This window comes from Spirosoma sp. KUDC1026 (assembly GCF_013375035.1).
GTDB lineage: Bacteria > Bacteroidota > Bacteroidia > Cytophagales > Spirosomataceae > Spirosoma.
Map to the genome: position 1 here is coordinate 3130711 of NZ_CP056032.1, position 21000 is coordinate 3151710.

A 21000-nucleotide genomic window follows, 5' to 3' on the forward strand; every position below is an offset into this window, starting at 1 on the left:
TACGGTATTACTACCCTGGTTACCCAACCATCAGTGTGCGTGCTTGAAGGCTAGTCTCTCCGCTAAAAATCGCTGAGCGTTTAACGTTGGCAAAACTGTGACTCGTATATGCTTGATTCAAATAATTCGCTCACGTCTTCCAGGATGATGGCTACGGCAAACAGAAGTAGAAAACTCCACAGTGCTCGTTTGATGACAGGGCTGGCCTGGTGCCAGGTTGCAACACAGACCGCAACGACGTTGATACCTACGAACACGTAGTCGAGGCTGAGATAGCCAATACGTAGCGTGTGATCAGTCAGTAAGGTGCTGGTCATCAAGAGCAAGGGCGTAACCAGGCAGTGAATGATGCAAAGGATAGAGCAGTGATGCCAATGTAATCGGCTTTACGGCGGAGCAGATGAGGAGTACACACAGAGCTGAAAGAATGACTATTAAAATGCCGTAGCGTTGCAAAATGATAAGCAGGCACGTTTTAAGCAAATAGCCGACTAATAAATGCATTGTTGTTGCATTTATTAGTCGGCTATTGACGAATCGGACTGGTAGCAGTAGTCCAGATGTCGTAAACATGAAGAATTTCGTAAGTTTGTGTAAACAGTTTTGCTATGCAGTCGCAAGAGTTATATGATGAAATTCCCTCGCTGGATTTAGCTGATTTCACGTCGGGAGATTCGGAGCGGAAAGCGCGTTTTGTGGCCGATCTGGGCCGGGCATTCAACCAGATTGGGTTTGTGGCCATTCGGAACCACGGCCTGACGGACGAGCTGACCCAACAGCTTTATAGTAGCGCCCAGGCCTTCTTTTCGGCTCCTGATGACGTAAAGAAACAGTACGAACGGCTGGACCTGAATGGCCAGCGGGGGTACGTTGGTAAAGGAAAAGAAACGGCTAAAGGTTTTAAAGTAGCCGATCTGAAAGAGTTTTATCACTTCGGACAACCCGAACCCGTTGGCGAGATGCCGGGGAACGTACTGCCCGAGGCTTACCCCCAGTTTGGCGAAGCGGCCCTGACGGCGTACCAAACGCTGGAACGGGCGGGCAAACAACTCCTGCGCGCTATCGCTCTGTACCTGGAACTCCCCGAGGACTATTTCGAAGGCAAAGTTCAAAACGGCGACAGCATTCTACGGGCGCTGCACTACTTCCCGCTCGACCCGGATACAACGCCAGACGGAGCCGTACGTGCGGCCGCACACGGCGACATCAACCTGATTACGCTGCTGATGGGTGCGTCGGCCGATGGGCTGGAAGTACTCCGGCGCGATGGGAAGTGGATCGGTATTACCGCCCTGCCCGATCAGGTGGTTGTTAACGTGGGTGACATGTTGGACCGGCTCACGAACCACAAGCTAAAGTCGACGATCCACCAGGTTGTTAACCCTCCGCGGGAAAAAATGAACCAGTCCCGGTATTCGATCCCGTTCTTCATGCACCCCCGGGCCGACATGGATCTGAGCAGCCTCGACAGCTGTATCGACGCCAGCCACCCCAAGCTCTACGTTGATATGACCGCCGGGGAGTTTCTGAACGAACGACTGATGGAATTAGGGCTGAAAAAAGCCTAAACGGTACGTAGCAGCGGGCCGTGTCCGACAAGCCTTTCCCGCCGGACACGGCCCGCGAACCATTCAGCGGCCTATGGCAAATTCTTTACTGCAAGCGGCACCCGTCCGTCGGATTCGGTACATCATATTTCTGAAAGATGTCCTGATTCTGTCGTTAACTACGTTTGGCGGCCCCCAGGTGCATCTGGCAATGCTTTACGAGCGCTTCGTGAAGAAACGGCGCTATATTACTGAGAATGAACTGCTGGAGCTGAACGCGCTTGGTCAGATTCTTCCCGGTCCAACCTCCACCCAGACCATTACCGCCGTTGGCTTCAAAATTGGTGGTCCTAATCTGGCATACCTGACGTTACTGGTATGGGTGCTGCCGGCCGTGTCGCTGATGACGGCGGTGGGCATGATTATGTTTTACCTGGAGCAGCGGCATCTATCCCTGCGTTTCGCCCGCTTTATTCAGCCGATGGCCGTGGGCTTTCTGATCGTAGCGGGCTATCGTATAGGCCAGAAGGTTATCAAAAACCAGGTGAGTCTGGCGCTGGCAGTCACGGCGGCCCTGGTGGCGTACGTATTCCGATCGCCCTACATGACACCGATTGTGATCATTCTCGGTGGACTGACGACGGCGCTGACGTATGAGAAGCAGGACAAAATGGAAAAGCAGCCCCTTCGCATCGAATGGAGCAATTTTCTGCTGTGGCTGGGTGTTCTGATCGGCGCTGCTGGCTTGGGGGCCGTTACCCAGTCGCTGCCAGTTCGGTTGTTCGAGAATTTCTACCGGAACGGCAGCCTCGTTTTTGGCGGTGGGCAGGTGCTGACGCCCATGCTCTACAACGAGTTTGTGGCGTTTAAACACTACCTGACCCGCGAAGAATTTTTGTCCGGCCTGGGGCTGGTGCAGGCCGTACCGGGGCCGGTTTTTGCCTTTGCGTCTTACATCGGGGCTATGTCCATGCGCGACTCCGGGCTGATGGGTCAGTTCTGGGGAAGTTTTGTATCCACAGCGGGGATTTTCCTGCCCGGTACGTTCCTGATCTTCTTTGTCTACCGGTTCTGGGAACAGCTCAAACGCTACCGCGTGGTACGTGCCTCGTTGGAAGGGGTTAACGCGGCCAGTACGGGGCTCACGGCTGCAGCGGCCATCGTCCTGTTTCAGCCGATGGCTCCCCACTGGCCGTCTGTGGTGGTAGTGGGGCTAACCATGCTGGCGCTGGTTTATACCCGCATTCCCCCCGTTGTGTTGATTGCCATTGGTTTACTGACCGGGGTGGTCATTCCGTGAGCAAACAAGTCATCTCTTAAAATTTATATAATCAGTTACCTAAACCTGTTAATCATGAAGAAAATTACTCGCTTTCTGTTCATTAGCTCTGTCGTTACTACGTCATTCGCTCAGGCCCAGACAATTAATCTGAAACCGCTCTGGGAGACCGATACAACCATCCGTACCCCCGAATGCGTGCTGGTCGATCCTGCCAGAAAGGTGCTGTACGTAGCCTGTATCAATGGTGGCCCATCGCTGGAAAACAAAACCAGTTACGTGGCTAAACTGGGGATGGATGGTAAGGTGATTCAGATGAAATTCACCGAGAACCTAAACTCGACAAAAGGGATGGGTATTCTGGGCGACAAACTCTACGTCACGGAAATGACGCAGGTCGCCGAAATCGCGTTGGCAACCGGAAAAATTGTGAACCGGTATCCCGTCGACGGGGCTAAATTCCTCAACGACATTGCCGTTGATACGAAGAAAGGTATTATTTATGTTTCGGATTCAAACGACAGCAAAATATGGGCCTTACAGAATGGAAAAATGACTCTTGTTCTGGGAGGGGCTCCGCTGAAAGGCAATAATGGACTCTTGTTTGAGAACGATCAGGTCCTGATCGGTAACGGCGATGGCTCCTTGCTGTCCATGAATCCGACCACCAAAGAAGTAAAAACGATTGCCAAAGGCATGGGGGGGATCGACGGAATTGTGGCCCTCGGCAACAAAAAATACATTGTTACCGAGTGGGGCGGTAAGGTGTGGTACGTCAATTCTGACGGTACGCCCGAGCTCAAACTCGATACGTCGGCGGAGAAAATCAACACGGCGGACATTGGCTACGATCCCGCCAGCAAAGTGTTATTTATCCCTACGTTCTTCCACAACACCGTTAAAGCCTACTCGGTGAAGTAATCTTGACTAGTGCTGTTAATGAATAGGCCCCATCAGTGCTAAAAGCTGATGGGGCCTATTCATTCTATGTTAACGTGAATTATGGATAACTCCCCATTTAACTGACTGATAGTAAGTACATAGTGAGCAAGTGATAGCGAGATTTGCACTGCCAAGTAACAAAACTCAATCACCTGCTCCTATGCTTCGCGAAGATAAGGCCCTTAAATTAATTGAGATCTTCATCACCTGTGATGATTTTTGCAATGTCCTGACCCAGTGGCAAATGCAGCAAGGCACCTTGCCCACTATTCGACAGGGCGAGTTAACCGACAGTGAGATGTTAGCGATCACAATCTTCTATCATCATTCAGGGGCCAAATGCTTTCAGTACTATTACCAAGACTGGGTAGAGGCTCAACTAAGGAGTTATTTTCCCAAGTTGATCAGTTACGAGCGATTCGTGGCCCGTATGCCTCGCTTACTACCTGGACTTTTTGTACTCTTAAAATGGCTTTGTGCCCAAGGCCAGCGAACCGGCTTCTACATTGTCGATAGTAAACCGCTGGCCGTCTGTGATAACCATCGCATCCAGGCCAATAAGGTCTTTGCTGGCCTGGCCGCCCGTGGGAAGTCCTCTATGGGCTGGTTCTTTGGGCTAAAAGCGCATTTAGTCATTAATCAGTACGGCGAGTTAATCAATTTTATCATTACGCCTGGTAATGTCTCGGACAACAACGCCAGCTTATTGCCAGAGCTACTGGCGGATTTGCAGGGACAGTGCTTTGGCGACCGGGGGTATTTGACTAAACTGTTTGCCGAGTTTTACCAGCGAGGTCTTCATTTAGTAACCAAGCTTCGACGCCGGATGAAGAACACCTTGATGCCCTTGAGTGATAAACTCAACTTACGCAAGCGCGGCTTAATCGAATCGGTCAATGCCTTGCTAACATCGGTCTTCGACCTCGAACACACTCGCCATCGGAGTGCGCTTAATAGCCAGATCAATGTCTTGGCAGGTTTGATCGCTTATTGTTTTCATGACCGTAAGCCATCTATTGTGATCCCAGTTCAAAAACGCATTTATCCATAATTCACGTTATGTTACTCAAAAAGTTGACCTGAGTACAGCACGTAGTCGTATCTACTACTCGTCCGCCGAAACGGTATGAATGGGCTGGTAAGGCGGCTGAGGATGCGAAGTGCCGTTGGCAGGTTTCTCCTGAGCCGTGCCGTTAGTGGCCACCCCCTTGGTGGGAGACAGGCGCCCTTTCAGCAGCTGTTTCTGCTCATCGTCCGTCAGCGAGCCGCGAATGGCTTCGCCCTGGTTGTAGCCGTCGTTGAACGTACTGATGCGGCTATCGGCCAGGGCCAGTTTCAGTTCGGCCATTAGCGTGTTTAATTCGGCCCTCGTTGTCTGCCGCTGGGTTTTCAGCTCGTCGAGGGTTGGGAGCAGGTCCAGGTTGTGCTGGAGCACGTTCTGCTGCGTCCGCTGTTCAGCCAGCTGGGTCAGCAGAGGTTCCATGTCCGTATCCAGGCGTTTGAGCCGACGGCGTAGCTTCCAGAGTTTAATATCAGCCTGGAGCCAGCGGAACCAGAACGCCGACAGTACGGGCAGCGCAATACCCAGACAGACAGCCCCCGCCAGCGCAAACAAAATGCCGCTTAGGACGAACGACAGCAGCGCCCAGGGACTGTTGACCAGCGCCAGATTTAGCTCGCTCGATTCGCTCAACTGTTTTTCGATCTTGCTGAGCGTAACAGCATCGAGCGCCTGCGTCGTGGCCGTTGGGTCGGTGTTCAGCTGTAGCTGGCGTACCGATTTGTTGATGGCGGCCTTCAACTGATCCGTGCGGTAGGCTTCGTACCGGAACCAGCCCAGCACGGCCAGCGTGAGAACCGAGAAAACAGCCAGTGTAATCTTGAAGCGTTCGTACTTGCTGCGATTAGCGACCGGGTCTTCCTGGTACGGCTGCTCGATCAGCCGGTCGTAGGCGGGTTTTAACAGAATAGAGACCATCGCCAGACCAACCGCGAAGGCCCAGGCTTCGTTGGTATTGCGGATATTCAGGGCGTAGGCGACAATCTCGTGGGAGATAATAAGATCCCCCGCCAGAAACGAAATTCCCGCGATCAGAAAGAGAATTCCCGCCAGCAATGAATAATCCGGCGATGCCTTCGCCCGGCGTTCGCGGAGCTGGTCGCGGTCGGCAATGAGCGTCTGCCGGTCTGCCTCGCGGCTCTCGACCTGTTTCGCCAGACGTTCGACCTGCAGGGCGTGATTCTGCAACTCGGCGTAGGTAGCCCGCCGGGCGTTGGTCGCGTCGGTCAACTGCCGCTCGGTGTCGGTCAGTTCCGTTTGTTTTTGTTCGATACGTTCGGCCAGCCAGTCGGAATTAACCCGACTCGACAGATAGCCTTCGTAGTTTTCCCGACTGACGCCCTCCACGCCACTGGTGTAGCCATGACGAAAATCGGGATTAGTATTCATTTCCATACGTGTCGATTCATTACGTTTCCGCCAGTAAGTCTGCTCACACTCGAGTCGACCGGGTGTCGTTGGCGGAAGCGGTTCAATGCGAACAAGTTATCCCTGCCGGGAGGACAAAATCCGGTCGGCAAGCCTGATCGCTGCGTTGAAAACGGTGGTAAATACGTGAATAGTGCCCCAATGATCCAAATATCGGCCAAACTGAAGCCTGTCTCATTGCCGGATCGTGGGGAGAATGAGGAACCGAAACAATAGCCAGCAGCCTGCCATCAGTCCCGCAAAAATGGCCGTAAGTCCCGGAAAATACCACATGATGGCTACCAGACACACTAGCGATAAGGCCAGCGCTACGAACGGAACGACCGGATACCAGGGGGTCTGAAACGGGCGTTCCAGCCTGGGTTCGCGCCGACGCAACGCGAACAGGCTAACCATACTGACAATGTACATCAGCACAGCGCCCAGCGCCGACAGCGTAATAATTTCGCCCGTCGTTCCCGAATAAAGCGCGGCCAGCCCAATTAGTCCGCCGATGATCAGCGACCAGTGCGGTGTTCTGAAGCGCTTGTTCACGTCGGCCATAAACGACGGCAAATAGCCCGCCCGGGCCAGGGCGAATAACTGCCGGGAATACCCCAGGGTATTGGCGTGAAACGAAGCGATCAGCCCAAAGAGGCCAAGCCCCGCAAAAACTTTGGCCCACGAATTCTGGCGCCCCAGCGCCATAGCCAACGTTTCGGGGAGGGGATAATCAATCTGACTCAACTGCCGCCAGTCGCCTACGCCCGCGCAGAGGAGCATGGTGCCGATGGCCAGCACGACCAGCGTACCGATACTGAGCAGATACCCACGGGGAATGGTTTCATGCGGATCTTTGACTTCCTCGGCGACCATCGCTACCCCTTCGATGGCCAGGTAGAACCAGATGGCAAACGGAATGGCTGCGAAGATGCCGCCAACGCCAAACCCTTCATTATGAGCCAGAACGTTTTCGGTTTTGTAGGATGGAGCAACCAGCGCCATAAAAACCAGCAGTTCAACGACCGATAGAATGGTGATGATCACCGAAAAGTTAGCGGACTCCTTAACGCCCAGGATATTGATGCCGATAAACACGAAGTAAGCCCCCACGGCCACGCCCAATACTGGTAATTCAGGGTGCAGAAAATGGGCGTAGGCTCCCAGGGCCGCGGCAATGGCCGGGGGAGCCATCAGGAAATCGACCAGCGTAGCGAAACCAGCGATGAACCCACCCGTCGGGCCAAACGCCCGGGATGCGTAGGCAAATGGCCCACCCGCGTCGGGAATGGCCGTTGTCAGTTCGGTATAGCTGAAAATGAACGCAATGTAAAGGATTGTAACCAGCAACGTCGCGATCAGAAAACCAATTGTTCCGGCCGTGGCCCAGCCATAATTCCAGCCGAAATACTCGCCCGAAATCACCATACCAACCGCAATGGCCCAGAGCTGCGTAGTGGTGATGACTTTCCGCAAAGACGGGCTGGACGAAGCGTTGGACGCAGGCAGTGGGGCGGAGCTTTTCGGCGGGTTGTTCATCAGGTTGCGAAGAAGACTAGTGGCGTAAAGAGCAATCAATAGCTACGTGTGGACATCGACTGTTGCTGCAAAATAGCGAACAGGCGTTTACAATGCTATTACGTCCTTTGTCCTGCTGACAAACATCAGCGCCCAGTAGGAGTATCCTATGGGTGCCAACGAAGAATAAACTCTACGTATCAGACAGCGCACACTCAATCCGCTGTTTTTAGAAAATTCCACCAGATCGGGATGATTAGCGGCCAGATTATGCCGGTCGGTGTCCAGATCATAGAGGTCCCATGGGCACTAGGGACGCCGACGGCTTTCCTCTTGCCTGCCGAGATCACCCGTCCACCGGATAGGCTTTATCCAATAGTCGGATGGCTATTGTTCCGATACTACAGAAAGGGGAGTGACCCGTTAGGCTACTACTTGGCGCTGGTTTATTAACAGCTTCAAGAATCACAAATCGGTTAAGAGCACCCGTCGGAGCCTGACTTTCATGAAGGCAAGACTGCCGATTAATTATATCGTTGCAGGAAAACGCGCTGGAGAGCCTGCCACAGCCGTTTTTTTAACGCCTGATCGGCTTCGATAGTCGGCAGTGAATCGGCCATCAGGAAGGTAATACCCTCGAACCGAACCGGCGAGTACCGGTCCATCATGATGTCGAGGTTGATGCGTTCAAACGGTACCCCGAACGTAATGAAATGGTTGATGTATTTGCCCTTCAGCAGTTCGTCGAAGTTGACGTCCCGAACGCCATGCAGATTCAGCAGATCGACGCCGTCGATGTTCAGGTTCACGGCTTTCAGAATTTTCTCCAGAAAGAGCAGGTTGCTGGGGTCCAGTTCTTCGTCGGCCAAGACAAGCACTTTGTGGTTCAGCTTCGGCAGGCGCGACTGTTGTTGAATGGGGGGGAGGATAGATGGTGTCGTTGGCCGCGGGGCGGGTTCTGGTAAGGGTTCGGGCGTATATACAACAACCGGCTCGGGTGCTTCGTCAGCGGGTTCGACTGCAACAGCTTCGACAGCGGCTACTGTGTCGGCCACGATAGCAGTGCCTGCCGTTATCGCGTCCAGTTCATCAAGAAAGCCAGTTGTTACAGCAACGGGTTCGGAAACAGTAGCATCAACCGGCTCGTCCACTAACGTGTCGGTTGGCGACTGCACCACCGGAGTCCAGGCATCATCGGCCAGCCGAAATAACGTATCGGTCTGGTAGAGTGTCTGATAAAAATTTCGGGCGGACATAGGTTTTGTTTACGCTACTAAAGTTGTAAAATCCGGACCGCTTATGCAAGCCTGTCAAGGTTGGTAGTCTACTAGCCGGGCTATAAAAGCAAAGGAGCACCCGGCTACGAATGCTCCTTTGTCTGTATCGTAATGAGGGATATTAAGCCGTTACCGCCTGCCGGTGAATGATGGCTTCCCGGTCGGGGCTGGTCGAAATAAAACTGATGGGTAGTCCCAGCGCTTCTTCCAGGAACTGTACGTAATCGGCCAGTTCCGCAGGCATTTCGTCGAATGTCCGGATATTGGCCAGGTCCGAACGCCAGCCTTTGAACGTCTTGTAAACAGGCGTCACTGCTGTGTCGCAGAGGTCATACGGCATTTGCTCCGTGACCGTACCGTCGGGCAGTTGATAGTGGGTGCAGACCTCAATTTCGTCGAAGATATTCAGCACGTCCACTTTCATCATGATCAGCTGCGTTACGCCGTTGATCATGATGGTGTATTTCAGGGCGGGCAGGTCGAGCCAGCCGCACCGGCGCGAACGTCCTGTCGTCGCGCCAAACTCTCGGCCTTCCTGCCGGATTTTTTCGCCTACTTCGTTATCCAGCTCAGTCGGGAACGGACCGCTGCCCACGCGGGTACAGTACGCTTTGAATATTCCGAATACTTCGCCAATCTGACCCGGCGCTACGCCCAGACCGGTACAGGCTCCCGCCGACATCGTGCTCGACGACGTAACGAATGGGTACGACCCAAAGTCGAGATCCAGTAACGAGCCCTGCGCTCCTTCAGCTAAAACTTTACGCCCATCCGTCAGAGCATTGTTTACGGCATATTCGCTATCGGTCAGCGAGAACTGCTTCATGAACTCAACGGCTGCGAAGAAATCTTCCTCGGCCTGGGGCAATACCGATGCGTAATCGAAGTTGTTCTGATCCAGAATAACCTTGTGCAGCGCGACCAGTTTGTTGTATTTATCGGCAAAGTTCGGCGACAGAATATCACCTACCCGCATACCCTGGCGGGCTACTTTATCCTGATACGTTGGGCCGATACCCCGTAGGGTGGAACCGATCTTCGATTCGCCTTTGGCTTGTTCGTAGGCCGCGTCCAGCAGACGGTGCGTCGGCAGAATAATCGAGGCTTTCTTGGAGATCTGTAGATTCTGGGTCAGTGGCAGGTTGAACTTGGCCAATCCATCAATTTCCTTTTTGAAAACGACTGGGTCGAGCACCACACCATTGCCGATGATGTTGAGAATGTCATTTCTGAAAATTCCGGACGGAATCTGGTGAAGGACGTGTTTGAACCCGTCAAACTCGAGCGTATGCCCGGCGTTCGGTCCGCCCTGAAAGCGGGCTACGACCTGATATTGTGGGGCCAGTACGTCCACAATTTTGCCTTTTCCTTCGTCGCCCCACTGGAGGCCCAATAAAACATCTACCATTGTTAACTAGAATAAAAGAAGAACACACTCGATCGGGTGTTTCCTGATCGTAGCCGTATGCTCCTGTCAAGTCAATTTAGTCCTCTACCGGTACCTGAACGCCCTGTTCGGCTTTCTCCGTTACCTGGCGGTTTTCGCAGTTCTCGCGGTTGCAGGAACCATAAAATATCAGCGAGTGGTGCATGACGTTGAACTTCAGCATGTCGCCCACCATGTTCTGAATGTTCTGTACCCGTGGGTCGCAGAATTCCATCACTTTATGACAGTCGGTGCAGATCAGGTGGTCGTGCTGGCGGTACCCGTACGACTTCTCGTACTGGGCCAAATTCCGGCCAAACTGATGTTTGGTAACCAGGTCGCAGTCAACCAGTACGTCGAGCGTATTGTACACCGTAGCCCGGCTGACCCGGTATTTTTTGTTCTTCATCGAGATATACAGCTCGTCCACATCAAAGTGGTCCTGGCGGTTGTAGATCTCTTCCAGTATGGCAAAGCGCTCGGGCGTTTTACGTAGTCCTTTCCGTTCGAGGTAGGCCGTAAAAATCATCCGGGCGGAATCTAAATTCGATTGAGTCGGCGCAGGCATATCCGGTTCCGATGGTTTTTGTGCAAAAATAAGACTTAAAAACTGGTTTTGGCGCACGAATGCGGCCACACCAGTAAATGGGCTGTTGGTTGTTTATAGAAAAACCAACGGCGGGGCTAATAAGTGCTAGTCGAAGCGCACGACTTCAAAGACACCCGAAACCCGCTCCAGCTTGCGCATCAGCGTTTCGAGGTGGCCCGTATCATGAACGTATAAACGGATATTTCCCTCGAAAATGCCGTCCGTCGAGTCAATCGTGACCGACCGCATGTTGATGTGTAGTTCGTTGCTGATCACCCGCGTTACGTCGTTGACCAGCCCCACCCGGTCGGTGCCTGTGATGCGTAGTCCCGCCAGGAAAGCCAGTTCTTTCTGGGACGTCCATTTGGCTTTGATGATTCGGTTGCCGTGATTCGACATCAGTTCAACGGCATTAGGACACGTAACGCGGTGAATCTTGATACCTTCGTTGATCGTCACGAAACCAAACACATCATCGCCCGAAATTGGGTTGCAGCATTTGGACAGCGTATAGTCGATCCGGTCCATATCCTCGCCAATCAGCAGCATATCGGCGTCCGCGCGTTCACCGTGGATCTTCTTTAGCTCTTTCACGAACGCCTTGGCATCGGGCAGGGCGTCGGTGTTGAGTTTATTGGCGCGGTTTTCCTTAGCTTCCTTGTCCGATTTGAACTTCTTCAGTTCCTGCACATCGATGTGGCCTTTACCCACCCGATAAAAGAAATCGTCCGTCGTTTTAGAGCCAAAATACGCCCGCAGCTGGTTCAGTACTTCGTTGGTCATCTCCACCCGCAGCACCCGCAGTTTCTTGGCAACCAGATCGCGCCCGTCGGTAACGTAGCGTTTGTTGTCTTCCTTGATCAAATCTTTGATCTTGGTTTTGGCCTTTGAGGTAACCACAAACCGCAGCCAGTCTTCGCTGGGTTTCTGCCGGTTCGACGTAATGACCTCAACCTGATCGCCGTTCTGCAGTACGTGACTCAGCGGAACCAGTGTATTGTTGACTTTGGCGGCCATACAGTGTGCGCCGATCTGCGTGTGAATGTCGAAGGCGAAGTCGAGCGCCGTTGCCCCCCGCTGCAGGACTTTCAGATCCCCTTTCGGGGTGAAGACAAAGACTTCTTCGCTGTAAAGGTTCGACCGGAAATCGTCCACGAACTCAATAGCGGCTTTCTTATCGCCACTACCCGCCGATTCGATCATATCGCGCACCTGGCTGATCCAGGTTTCGATCCCGGCACCGGTCTGGGTGTCGTTACCTTTGTATTTCCAGTGGGCCGCGTATCCTTTTTCGGCAATCTCGTTCATCCGCTCCGAACGAATCTGGACCTCTACCCACTGCCCGGACTTACTCATTACCGTCGTGTGCAATGATTCGTACCCGTTCGTACGTGGCGTACTGATCCAGTCTTTCAACCGGTCGGGATTTGGTTTGTAATGATCTGTTACGATTGAATACGCCCGCCAGCAGGCCGCTTTTTCCTGCTCCTGGGGTACGTTCATAATGACCCGAACGGCGAACAGATCATAAATTTCCTCGAACGGTTTATTCGATTTGTTAAGCTTATTCCAGATCGAATAAATCGATTTTGGCCGTCCTTTGATAACGTAGGCAAGTCCCGTTTCGGCCAGATCCTTATCGATGGGTTCGATAAACCGGTTGATGAACCGATCGCGGGAAAGCTTGGTTTCGCGCAGCTTCCGGGCAATGTCCTTGTAGGCTTCCGGCTCAACGTGTTTCAGGTACAAGTCTTCCAGCTCCGACTTAATGGCGTACAGGCCCAAACGGTGGGCCAGGGGCGCATAAATATAGATGGTTTCCGAAGCAATCTTGAGCTGCTTGTCGCGCGGCATCGAATCCAGCGTCCGCATATTATGCAGGCGGTCAGCCAGCTTTACCAGAATCACCCGTACGTCGTCCGAAAGCGTGAGTAGCATCTTGCGGAAGTTCTCCGCCTGCTGCGACGTACCGTATTCAAAGTAGCCCGAAATCTTAGTAAGCCCATCAATAATCCGGGCTACTTTGGGCCCAAAGGCCCGGTCAATATCAGCAATGGTGGTATCCGTATCTTCCACCACATCATGTAGCAGGGCCGCGACGATACTGGTGGGACCAAGCCCGATTTCCTCAACGGCAATCTGGGCGACGGCCAGCGGATGGTAGATGTATGGTTCTCCCGACCGGCGACGCATGTTTTTGTGCGCTTCGGCCGAGGTGTTAAAGGCTTTTTTTATCAGTTTGGCATCATCGCCCTTGAGAGAGGGTTTGGCAGCACGTAGCAGTCGTCGGTAGCGTTTAAGGATTTCCTGGCGCTCCTGCTCTAAATCAATGACAGGCTCTGGACTGGGGCGACGTTCGACGGCATTCATCATAGGGATCGCTAGCGGGTAATGGCAATTCGGTTGTAGTCGTACAACAAGTTAACACATTAATCGCCGTAATCTGATTACAGAATTGAGAAAAAATAAAACCTTTTAACAAAAGCCTTGCATTCCTGGAATTGCGTTGTACTTTTGCACCCTGTTAAGGCAGCAGCGCTGCTTTGATTTGGGAAAAGCGGGCGTGGCGAAATTGGTAGACGTGCCAGACTTAGGATCTGGTGCCGCGAGGCATGGGGGTTCGAGTCCCTCCGCCCGTACGAAGTTTTGAATGAGTGGATGAGTGAATGAGTGAATTGATTTAAGTCGTATTCCGGCTATTCACTCAATCAATCATTCGCTCATTCGCCATTTTAAACCGAGATAAACGTGGATATTACGTTAGAAAAAGCCAGCGAAACCAATGCTTCGCTGAAAATTACCCTGACGCCGGACGACTACAAGCCGGAGGTAGATAAGAAGCTGAAAGATTACGGCCGAAAGGTGCAGCTGAAAGGCTTCCGCCCCGGGCACGTACCGGCTTCGCTCGTTAAGAAAATGTACGGTAAAAGCATCCTGGTTGACGAAATCAACGCGATGCTGAGCAAAACCGTAAGCCAGTATATCCGCGAAAATAAATTACAGGTTGTTGGCGATCCTGTTCCCAACCGGGAACTGGCTGACGCTATCGACTGGGATAACCAAACCGATTTCGCGTTCAGCTACACGCTGGGTCTGGCTTCGGAATTTGATATTGATTTTGCCCAACTGCCCAGCGTAACCGACTACGAAATTCAGGCCGGTGACGCCGAAGTTGAGTCAACAATCGCTGATCTGCGTCAGCGGTTCCATACCCATACGCATGCTGATGAAGTAGGTGATGGCGACACCATCTACGGTGAACTGAAGCAGGTAAATACGCCAGAAGGCGCAGAAGCTGGTTTCTCGGCCAAAACGGCGTTCCCATTGAACCAGATGGCTGAAGAGACAAAAGGTCAGTTCATCGGTACGAAAAAAGGTGACGTAATTACGTTCCAGCTAGAGCAGGCGTTTCCGGATGAGAAAGCTCGGGCTACGGCTACGGGCGCACCGAAAGAAGATGCGGCTAACCTGACGGGTGAGTTTACGTTCGAAACGGACGACATCACGCGCCACGAACCTGCCGAACTGAATCAGGAGTTCTTTGATAAAGTACTGGGCGTAGGCGCTGTTTCGGACGAAGAGCAGTTCCGTTCGAAAGTAGCCGAAATCATAAAGAGCAACTACGAGCGGGAGTCGAATCAACTGCTGCGTCTCGACATCGAGAAAACGCTGCTGGACAATACCTCGATCCAACTGCCCGACGAGTTCCTGAAAAACTGGCTGCTGGAAGTAAACGAAGGGAAGTTTACGCCAGAGCAGGTTGAGGAGCAGTACGACGACTTCACGAAATCGGTGAAGCTGCAACTGATCAAAAACAAGATCGCTGAGCAGGCCGACATCAAAGTTGAGTTTGACGAAGTGCTGGGCGCAACCCGTGAGATGGTTCGGAACCAGTTCGGTTACATGGGTGGCGACAACGAGGAGATGAACGAAACGATTGATCGCATCGCCCGCAACTACCTGATGGATGATAAAAACAACGGTCAGAACTATACCAGCCTGTTCAACCAGGTGTATGACGACAAAGTGATCGAATACGCCAAAACGCAACTGACGATCGTTACGCAGGACATTACTGTCGACGAGTTTAAAGCGCTGGTTGAGAATCGCTAAGCTGTTTCTTAATATATAAAAAAAGCCCTGCCGACATTCGGCGGGGCTTTTTTTGTTGGCAGTGCTTTCGAGAAATAACTAGCGCTGAAAAAAATACAGCATATTCAGCGCGGCAGAGTCGGCCAGAAAAGCCGACTGGGCAGTTTTGCCAAATACCATTATTTCTTTCTTTTTGGGCGTATAAAGGAGCCACTTCGGCAGCGACGACCCATTCGGATTGCCGGTTTTGATGAAGTTCACCCAGTAGGTAGACATGGTGCTGGCTAACTCCCGGTCGACGGATTCCCAGGGGCGATTGACGAAATCGAGGTTGCCGTAGGCGTAAGGAACCTCGCCCGTGTGAAAAGCGCCGTATTTGACGTACTCACCGGTGGCGGGTACTTTGCGAGTAAACCGGTACACGTAGGTCGGTTGGCCTTGTTCGCTCTGGATGTTCGCCCAGGTATAGTTTGGCATACCAAAAATCTGATCGCGCGCGAGGTTCATCTGTGACTGATTGGCTTCGGCGTCGGTAGACGCCGGATACAGTATCAGGAATTTGGCCGCCTGATTGCCGTAGCGTTGTTCTGCCTGTTGACGAAAGTCGGCCGCGTTCTTAATGGGACCGTTCAGCAACCCTTCATCCTCATTCCAGCCCGTCAGTAAGGCAACGCGATTCTGTTGACCATCAGCAAAGATATTGCTAACAGATTTGGGCAATACATAACCGTCGATGATAGGGCCGCGCAAAGCCTGGGCTTTTTTCAAAATTTCGTCGGCAGGCTTAGCCCGCAATTCGGCGAGGGAAGATGCCCCCAATGCCTTCATTACATTCAAACCGTTCTCTTCGGCCTCCTGGCGCGACGGGTAGTTTCTGCCGAAGCTGGCCCCACTTTCGGCGATGGCTTTGTTGAACAGTCCTTTGCCGAGTGGACTGGCCACCAGACAATTGACGCTCATCGATCCTGCTGACTGACCGGCAATTGTTACGTTGTTGGGATCACCACCGAAGGCTGCGATATTCTGTTTTACCCATTGCAATCCTGCGATCTGATCCAGTAATCCGTAATTCCCCGACGCGTCGTGACCTGACTCTTTCGTCAGCTCCGGGTGGGCGAAGAAGCCGAAAGGACCAACCCGGTAGTTAATACTCACAAATATGACCCCTTTTTGGGCCGTAGCTTCGCCGTCGTAGATTGGTACGGCACTACCCCCGCTACCGAATCCGCCACCGTAAATCCAGACCACAACCGGTAGTTTCGCCGTGCTGGCTTTCGCTCCCGTCCAGACATTCAAATACAGGCAGTCTTCGCTGATGGGTGCTTTGGGAATCAGAAATTCCTCACTCCACATGCTGAACGGAGCCGGGGTACCCTGCATGGGGCTGGGCCCAAAGGCGTCGCACTTCCGTACACCCGACCAGGGTTTAACGGGCTGTGGCGCTTTCCAACGCAGTGCACCCACCGGCGGGGCCGCAAACGGAATCCCCCGGTAAATGCGAATATCGCCCGCTTTGTTCAGCGTGCCCGACACCCGACCACCCGTCACCGGCACAGGTGCTGACGGATCGGGGGCTGCCGTAAACGCCAGCACCGCGGAGACGAACAGGCTGGCGAGGAATAGGCGTAGGGTTGGAGATGATTTGAAAAACATCCTCATAAAACAGCCGCATTGTTAGCTTTCAGAATCTTGCTGAAAAAGAGCAGCTGGTAGGGAAGCGCGTTTTCCCAATACTCCCAGGTATGGCCACCAGGTCGCTCGATGTAGTCGTGCGGGGTTTTGTTCTCCACCAGTCGGCGGTGCAAATCCCGGTTCGTCTCAATCAGAAAATCGTCCACGCCAATGTCGTAAATCAGGGGCAGGTTGTTGGCCTTAAGCTTATCCGTAAGCGTTACCATCGTGTAGCCAGGATACGGCGTGTCGCCTGTCTGCGCCGGACCCAGCAGCTCGGCAAAGCTATCGGCACGGGACTTCGCAAAAGCGGGGTCTATCTTCCAGGTCGTTGTATTGATGTTCATGACGCCACTCATGCTGCCAGCAGCTGCGTACAGGTCGGGGTGACGGCTGGAAATAAACATCGCCCCGTGACCGCCCATCGACAGACCCGCAATAACACGCCCCTTCCGATCGCGGACAGTACGGTACGTATTGTCAATCCGGTCGATCAGTTCTTTTGAAATGAACGTTTCAAACTGGCTGGTCTTTACGTTGGGGCTGTCGAAGTAATAGCTTCTTGGATCGCCCTCGGGCGTTACGATAATAAGGTTGTACTGATCGGCCAGACGATATAACAGCGTTTTATCCGGCGTTTTGGTTAGCCAGTCGCGGAAACTCCCTGAACCACCGTGGAGCAGATAGAGCACCGGAAATGCCTGCGTATCCCGTTTTTTCGCCTTGACGTACCGCTCGGGCAGCACGACAGCAGCCCGTAGCGTTCGGTTCATGCTCGGGCTCTGAACATCGATGGTATCCACTTTGGCGGCCAGCGCTGGCAGCGAGCTTAGGAGACTGACGGTTATAAATAGAGTCGCGACTTTATTGAACATTGGCATTATTGGGCGGTGGTGCCGTTGGTTTTTAAAACGTTAGCGAAAAACAGAACATGGTTGGGCAGCGATGTCTGCCAGTACTCCCAGCTATGACCACCGGGGCGCTCGGTATAATCATGCGGGGTTTGGTTGAAGACCAGCCGCCGATGCAGCTCGCGGTTCGGTTCAATCAGGAAATCATCAACCCCGCAGTCAAAAACCAGTGGCTGGCCGTTGGCTTTCATCTTGTCAGCGAGGTTAATGACCGAATAACTTCCGTACCGATCCGGCGACTGTTCGATAGGGCCCAGTATCTTCTCAAATTCGCCCTTGATGCCTTTTGCGCTTTCGGGCGGCAGTTTCCAGCTGCTCATGTCGAGATTGAGGGCACCACTCATACTCCCGGCGGCACAGTACAGGTCGGGGTGGCGTGTGGCGAGGTACAGCGACCCGTAGCCGCCCATCGACAGACCCGTAATGACCCGTCCCTTCGCCGAACGTACCGTACGATACGTCTTATCGATCTGGCCGATGACTTCTTTGGTGAGGTACGTCTCGAACTGGCTGTCTTTAACGACGGGGCTATACACGTAATAACTGAAAATTTCGCCTTCGGGCATGGCGATAATAAGGTTGTACTGATCAGCCAGGCGTTGCAGCAACGTTTTGTCGGGCAGTTTCCTGATCCAGTCGTCGAAGTGGCCGTAGCCACCGTGCAGCAGATACAGCACCGGGTAGCTGGCTTTACTTTTCGCGTAGGACTGGGGTACGATAACCACTGCCTTCAACTGCTTTTTCATCACCGCGCTGGGAACGGCCAACGTATCGACTTGCGCAGCCAGCACTGGTAGGGACAGAAACAGGATGCCCACAAAAAACAGACGTTTGAGTAATCGGGAACGTAGCATATCTATTGCGTTGTTGTGCCGTTTGCTTTTAGGACGTTAGCGAAAAACAGGAGGTGATAGGGGAGCGAATTCTGCCAGTAGTCCCAGGTGTGACCGCCCGGCCGCTCGGTGTAGTCATGCTCGGTTTTGTTATACACCAACCGACGGTGTACTTCCCGGTTGGGTTCGATCAGAAAGTCATCCACGCCACAGTCAATGATGATTTTCAGGCCGCTGGCTTTCAGCTTGTCGCACATGTTGACGACCGAATTAGCCGCGTAATAATCGGGTGTTGATCCCATAGGCCCCAGAATCCGGGCAAACTGCGGTTCGATCTGCTTGGCAAACTCGGGTGGGATTCGCCAATTGGTGGCGTTCAGGTCCAGGGCTCCGCTCATGCTGCCAGCCGCACAATACAGATCGGGGTGACGGCCCGCCAGATAAAGTGCCCCGTGGCCGCCCATACTCAAGCCTGTGATGACCCGCCCTTTGCGATCGCGGACGGTCCGGTACGTCTGGTCGATTTTTTCGACGACTTCTTTCGTGACATACGTTTCAAACAGATTGTCTTTCTGGATCGGACTATCGAGATAACCGCCCAAACGATCGCCCTCGGGCGTAACAATAATGAGGTTATACTGGTCGGACAGGCGCTGGAGCAACGTTTTGTCTGGCGTCTGCTTTAGCCAGTCGCTGAACTGCCCACCGCCCCCGTGCAGCAGGTACAGCACCGGATAGGTCGCTTTTCCTTTCGCGTACGATTCGGGGAGGACAATGCCCGCCCGTAAATTTCGCTTCATGGCGGCACTGGGTACGTCCAGCGTATCAACTTTGGCACTGAAACCAAAGAACGGTAGTAACAGGAAGCCGCTACAGAGGAGAAAACGGATTAGGCGCATAAGACACGATGGTTTACGTAGGAATAACTAATACGCCAAAAATACACCACCAGTCAGGAAAATATCCGTTTTTGTTGGGCTATAACAAGAAATTAATGCAACTAATCAGGGCAAAGCTGCCAATACGTACTACGGATTCGGCCCCGAAAACCATCAGGCAAGCAGGCGATCTCGAATCAGGTTAAAGCCGGTTTGCTTCATCTCAAAGAAGCCAACGCGAAACGTATAGCCCCATGATTTTTTGTTCCGGATGAAATCGAGATCATCAATAAGTGGTAGAATAGGGACGTCGTTGGCGGGGTAAAACGTTACGTTTCGCCGGTAGGGCTCGAAATCATTCCAGTGTACCCTCAAAACGTCCAACGCCCTGGCCTTCCGTCTAAACGGCAAACCAGGGCGTTGGACTAAATTGAATCGACTACTGATACTGAATATACAGCGGTTTTGGCGTCAGCGCCATCACCTCGGCAGGCGTCATGATGCGTGATCCCGGTTTGCGGAAATCGTTCTCGTAAAACAGTTTGAAGCCGGTGTACTGCACGGGCTCCTTCTGGATATACGCCTTGTAGGAATCTTTCTTCAGAACTGGTGGTCCCCAGCCATCCATATCCATCACGATCTGGACGTTCGGATCTAGTTTGATGTTCTTATAGTTCTTGATCATGCCCTGCGTAAAGCGGTGCACCACCAGGATTTTGGGGGGCAGGTTGTTTTCCTTCACGATCTGGCTCAGGAACTTCACCGCCTGGTTCACATCGGCGGCATCGTAGCTGCCGATTTTCGTGCCGGGTTTCGCGCCCGTCACCATCGAGAACTCAGGATCGATGCCCAGATGAACGAAAGGCAGCTTGAGGTATTTCTTCATGTATTCCATTTCGGGGCCTAGTGGCGCATGTCCCCGTTGAATATCCAGGAAAACGATGGCTTTGTGTTCATCCCCCCATTTAATGATTTTTTTGATGGTTTTATCCGACATCCGTAGCCGGTAACCACCGTCTTTGCCAGGAGCGCCTTGAGCCGACGTAGCAACCAGGTGAAGCGCCGGAAGGATTGGCAACTTGGCCGAATCTGCTTTTTCCCAGTTTTTGATTTCCTGATCCAGCCGACGTAGCATATCCTCTTTCGGATATTTTCCTAAGACACCCATCTTTTTGGAATGTGGGTTTCCGTAATAGGCAAGAATTCGGTGTTTTGGTAATAAGGCACCCTCCGGAGCAAATGTCAGCGAATCCAGAGTTGGGTCGCCGGTACGACCGGTCGAGCTTGATTTCGTTTCGCTGGAATCAGGGGCAGGAGTGGCTTCCGAGGCCGGTGTGGCAGGAGTCGTTGACGATTTAGTGGCCGCCGATGCAGACAAACCGCCGGTAGCAGGGCTGTCTTTTTGGTCGGATTGAGAGGAAGTACAGCCAGCCAACTGACTTAAGGCCAGAAAAGAAAGGGCGGCCAGGGATAAACGCATATAAACTGATATTAGGGATGATGCACAAAAAAAGGGTTGAACGTCGTCGGTAACGAGCGTTAACCCTACGGTGCAAGTATAGAACGCTGG

General features: G+C 52.8%; 18 protein-coding genes and 1 tRNA gene. 6 read left to right on the forward strand and 13 right to left on the reverse strand.

The window, feature by feature from the left end; genetic code table 11:
* Positions 1–80: 80 nt before the first annotated feature.
* The gene (locus HU175_RS13065) at positions 81–317 is read right to left on the reverse strand and encodes a hypothetical protein (protein WP_176567021.1); all 237 of its coding nucleotides are present in this window, start codon (positions 315–317) and stop codon (positions 81–83) included.
* Positions 318–608: 291 nt separating this feature from the next.
* Here HU175_RS13065 and HU175_RS13070 point away from each other — a divergent pair, with 291 nt between their 5' ends.
* The 4 genes from HU175_RS13070 (at position 609) to HU175_RS13085 (ending at position 4819) form a co-directional block, all read left to right on the forward strand.
* Entirely contained in the window at positions 609–1568 is a 960-nt protein-coding gene (locus HU175_RS13070; protein WP_176567022.1) for an isopenicillin N synthase family dioxygenase, read from the forward strand.
* Positions 1569–1641: 73 nt separating this feature from the next.
* Positions 1642–2847, forward strand: coding sequence for a chromate efflux transporter (chrA, locus tag HU175_RS13075; RefSeq protein ID WP_176567023.1), 1206 nt, complete (start codon positions 1642–1644; stop codon positions 2845–2847).
* Between the two features lie 54 nt (positions 2848–2901).
* The gene (locus HU175_RS13080; protein ID WP_176567024.1) at positions 2902–3747 is read left to right on the forward strand and encodes an SMP-30/gluconolactonase/LRE family protein; all 846 of its coding nucleotides are present in this window, start codon (positions 2902–2904) and stop codon (positions 3745–3747) included.
* Between the two features lie 181 nt (positions 3748–3928).
* Positions 3929–4819: an IS982 family transposase gene (locus tag HU175_RS13085; RefSeq protein WP_176565439.1), complete on the forward strand. Its 891-nt coding sequence runs from the start codon at positions 3929–3931 to the stop codon at positions 4817–4819.
* Between the two features lie 54 nt (positions 4820–4873).
* On the opposite strand, the gene HU175_RS13090 is transcribed toward HU175_RS13085, so the two are convergent.
* The 6 genes from HU175_RS13090 to HU175_RS13115 form a co-directional block, all read right to left on the reverse strand.
* Complete coding sequence (locus HU175_RS13090) at positions 4874–6223, reverse strand: hypothetical protein (RefSeq protein ID WP_228724148.1); 1350 nt, start codon at positions 6221–6223, stop codon at positions 4874–4876.
* Positions 6224–6430: 207 nt separating this feature from the next.
* Complete coding sequence (eat, locus tag HU175_RS13095; protein ID WP_410528602.1) at positions 6431–7663, reverse strand: ethanolamine permease; 1233 nt, start codon at positions 7661–7663, stop codon at positions 6431–6433.
* A gap of 614 nt (positions 7664–8277) precedes the next feature.
* Positions 8278–9009 (reverse strand): hypothetical protein, encoded by a 732-nt coding sequence (locus tag HU175_RS13100; RefSeq protein ID WP_176567026.1) that lies wholly within the window; start codon positions 9007–9009, stop codon positions 8278–8280.
* Positions 9010–9151: 142 nt separating this feature from the next.
* Positions 9152–10438, reverse strand: coding sequence for an adenylosuccinate synthase (locus tag HU175_RS13105; RefSeq protein WP_176567027.1), 1287 nt, complete (start codon positions 10436–10438; stop codon positions 9152–9154).
* Positions 10439–10514: 76 nt separating this feature from the next.
* Complete coding sequence (locus HU175_RS13110) at positions 10515–11024, reverse strand: Fur family transcriptional regulator (RefSeq protein WP_176567028.1); 510 nt, start codon at positions 11022–11024, stop codon at positions 10515–10517.
* Between the two features lie 126 nt (positions 11025–11150).
* Complete coding sequence (locus tag HU175_RS13115; RefSeq protein WP_176567029.1) at positions 11151–13418, reverse strand: RelA/SpoT family protein; 2268 nt, start codon at positions 13416–13418, stop codon at positions 11151–11153.
* A gap of 184 nt (positions 13419–13602) precedes the next feature.
* On the opposite strand from HU175_RS13115, the gene HU175_RS13120 reads away from it, so the two are divergent.
* Positions 13603–13684 (forward strand) — tRNA-Leu (locus HU175_RS13120).
* Between the two features lie 109 nt (positions 13685–13793).
* Positions 13794–15158, forward strand: a complete 1365-nt coding sequence (gene tig, locus HU175_RS13125) for a trigger factor (protein WP_176567030.1) — start codon at positions 13794–13796, stop codon at positions 15156–15158.
* A gap of 78 nt (positions 15159–15236) precedes the next feature.
* On the opposite strand, the gene HU175_RS13130 is transcribed toward tig, so the two are convergent.
* From HU175_RS13130 to HU175_RS13155, 6 genes are all read right to left on the reverse strand, one after another.
* A complete protein-coding gene (locus tag HU175_RS13130; protein WP_176569211.1) occupies positions 15237–16790 on the reverse strand; it encodes a carboxylesterase/lipase family protein in 1554 nt (517 codons plus the stop codon).
* A gap of 2 nt (positions 16791–16792) precedes the next feature.
* Entirely contained in the window at positions 16793–17683 is an 891-nt protein-coding gene (locus tag HU175_RS13135) for an alpha/beta hydrolase (protein ID WP_176567031.1), read from the reverse strand.
* A gap of 5 nt (positions 17684–17688) precedes the next feature.
* On the reverse strand, positions 17689–18573 hold the full coding sequence (locus HU175_RS13140) for an alpha/beta hydrolase (protein WP_176567032.1): 885 nt from the start codon (positions 18571–18573) through the stop codon (positions 17689–17691).
* 2 nt (positions 18574–18575) lie between these two features.
* On the reverse strand, positions 18576–19451 hold the full coding sequence (locus tag HU175_RS13145; RefSeq protein ID WP_176567033.1) for an alpha/beta hydrolase: 876 nt from the start codon (positions 19449–19451) through the stop codon (positions 18576–18578).
* Between the two features lie 153 nt (positions 19452–19604).
* Positions 19605–19805: a hypothetical protein gene (locus HU175_RS13150; RefSeq protein WP_176567034.1), complete on the reverse strand. Its 201-nt coding sequence runs from the start codon at positions 19803–19805 to the stop codon at positions 19605–19607.
* 64 nt (positions 19806–19869) lie between these two features.
* Complete coding sequence (locus tag HU175_RS13155; RefSeq protein ID WP_176567035.1) at positions 19870–20910, reverse strand: hypothetical protein; 1041 nt, start codon at positions 20908–20910, stop codon at positions 19870–19872.
* Positions 20911–21000 lie beyond the last annotated feature (90 nt).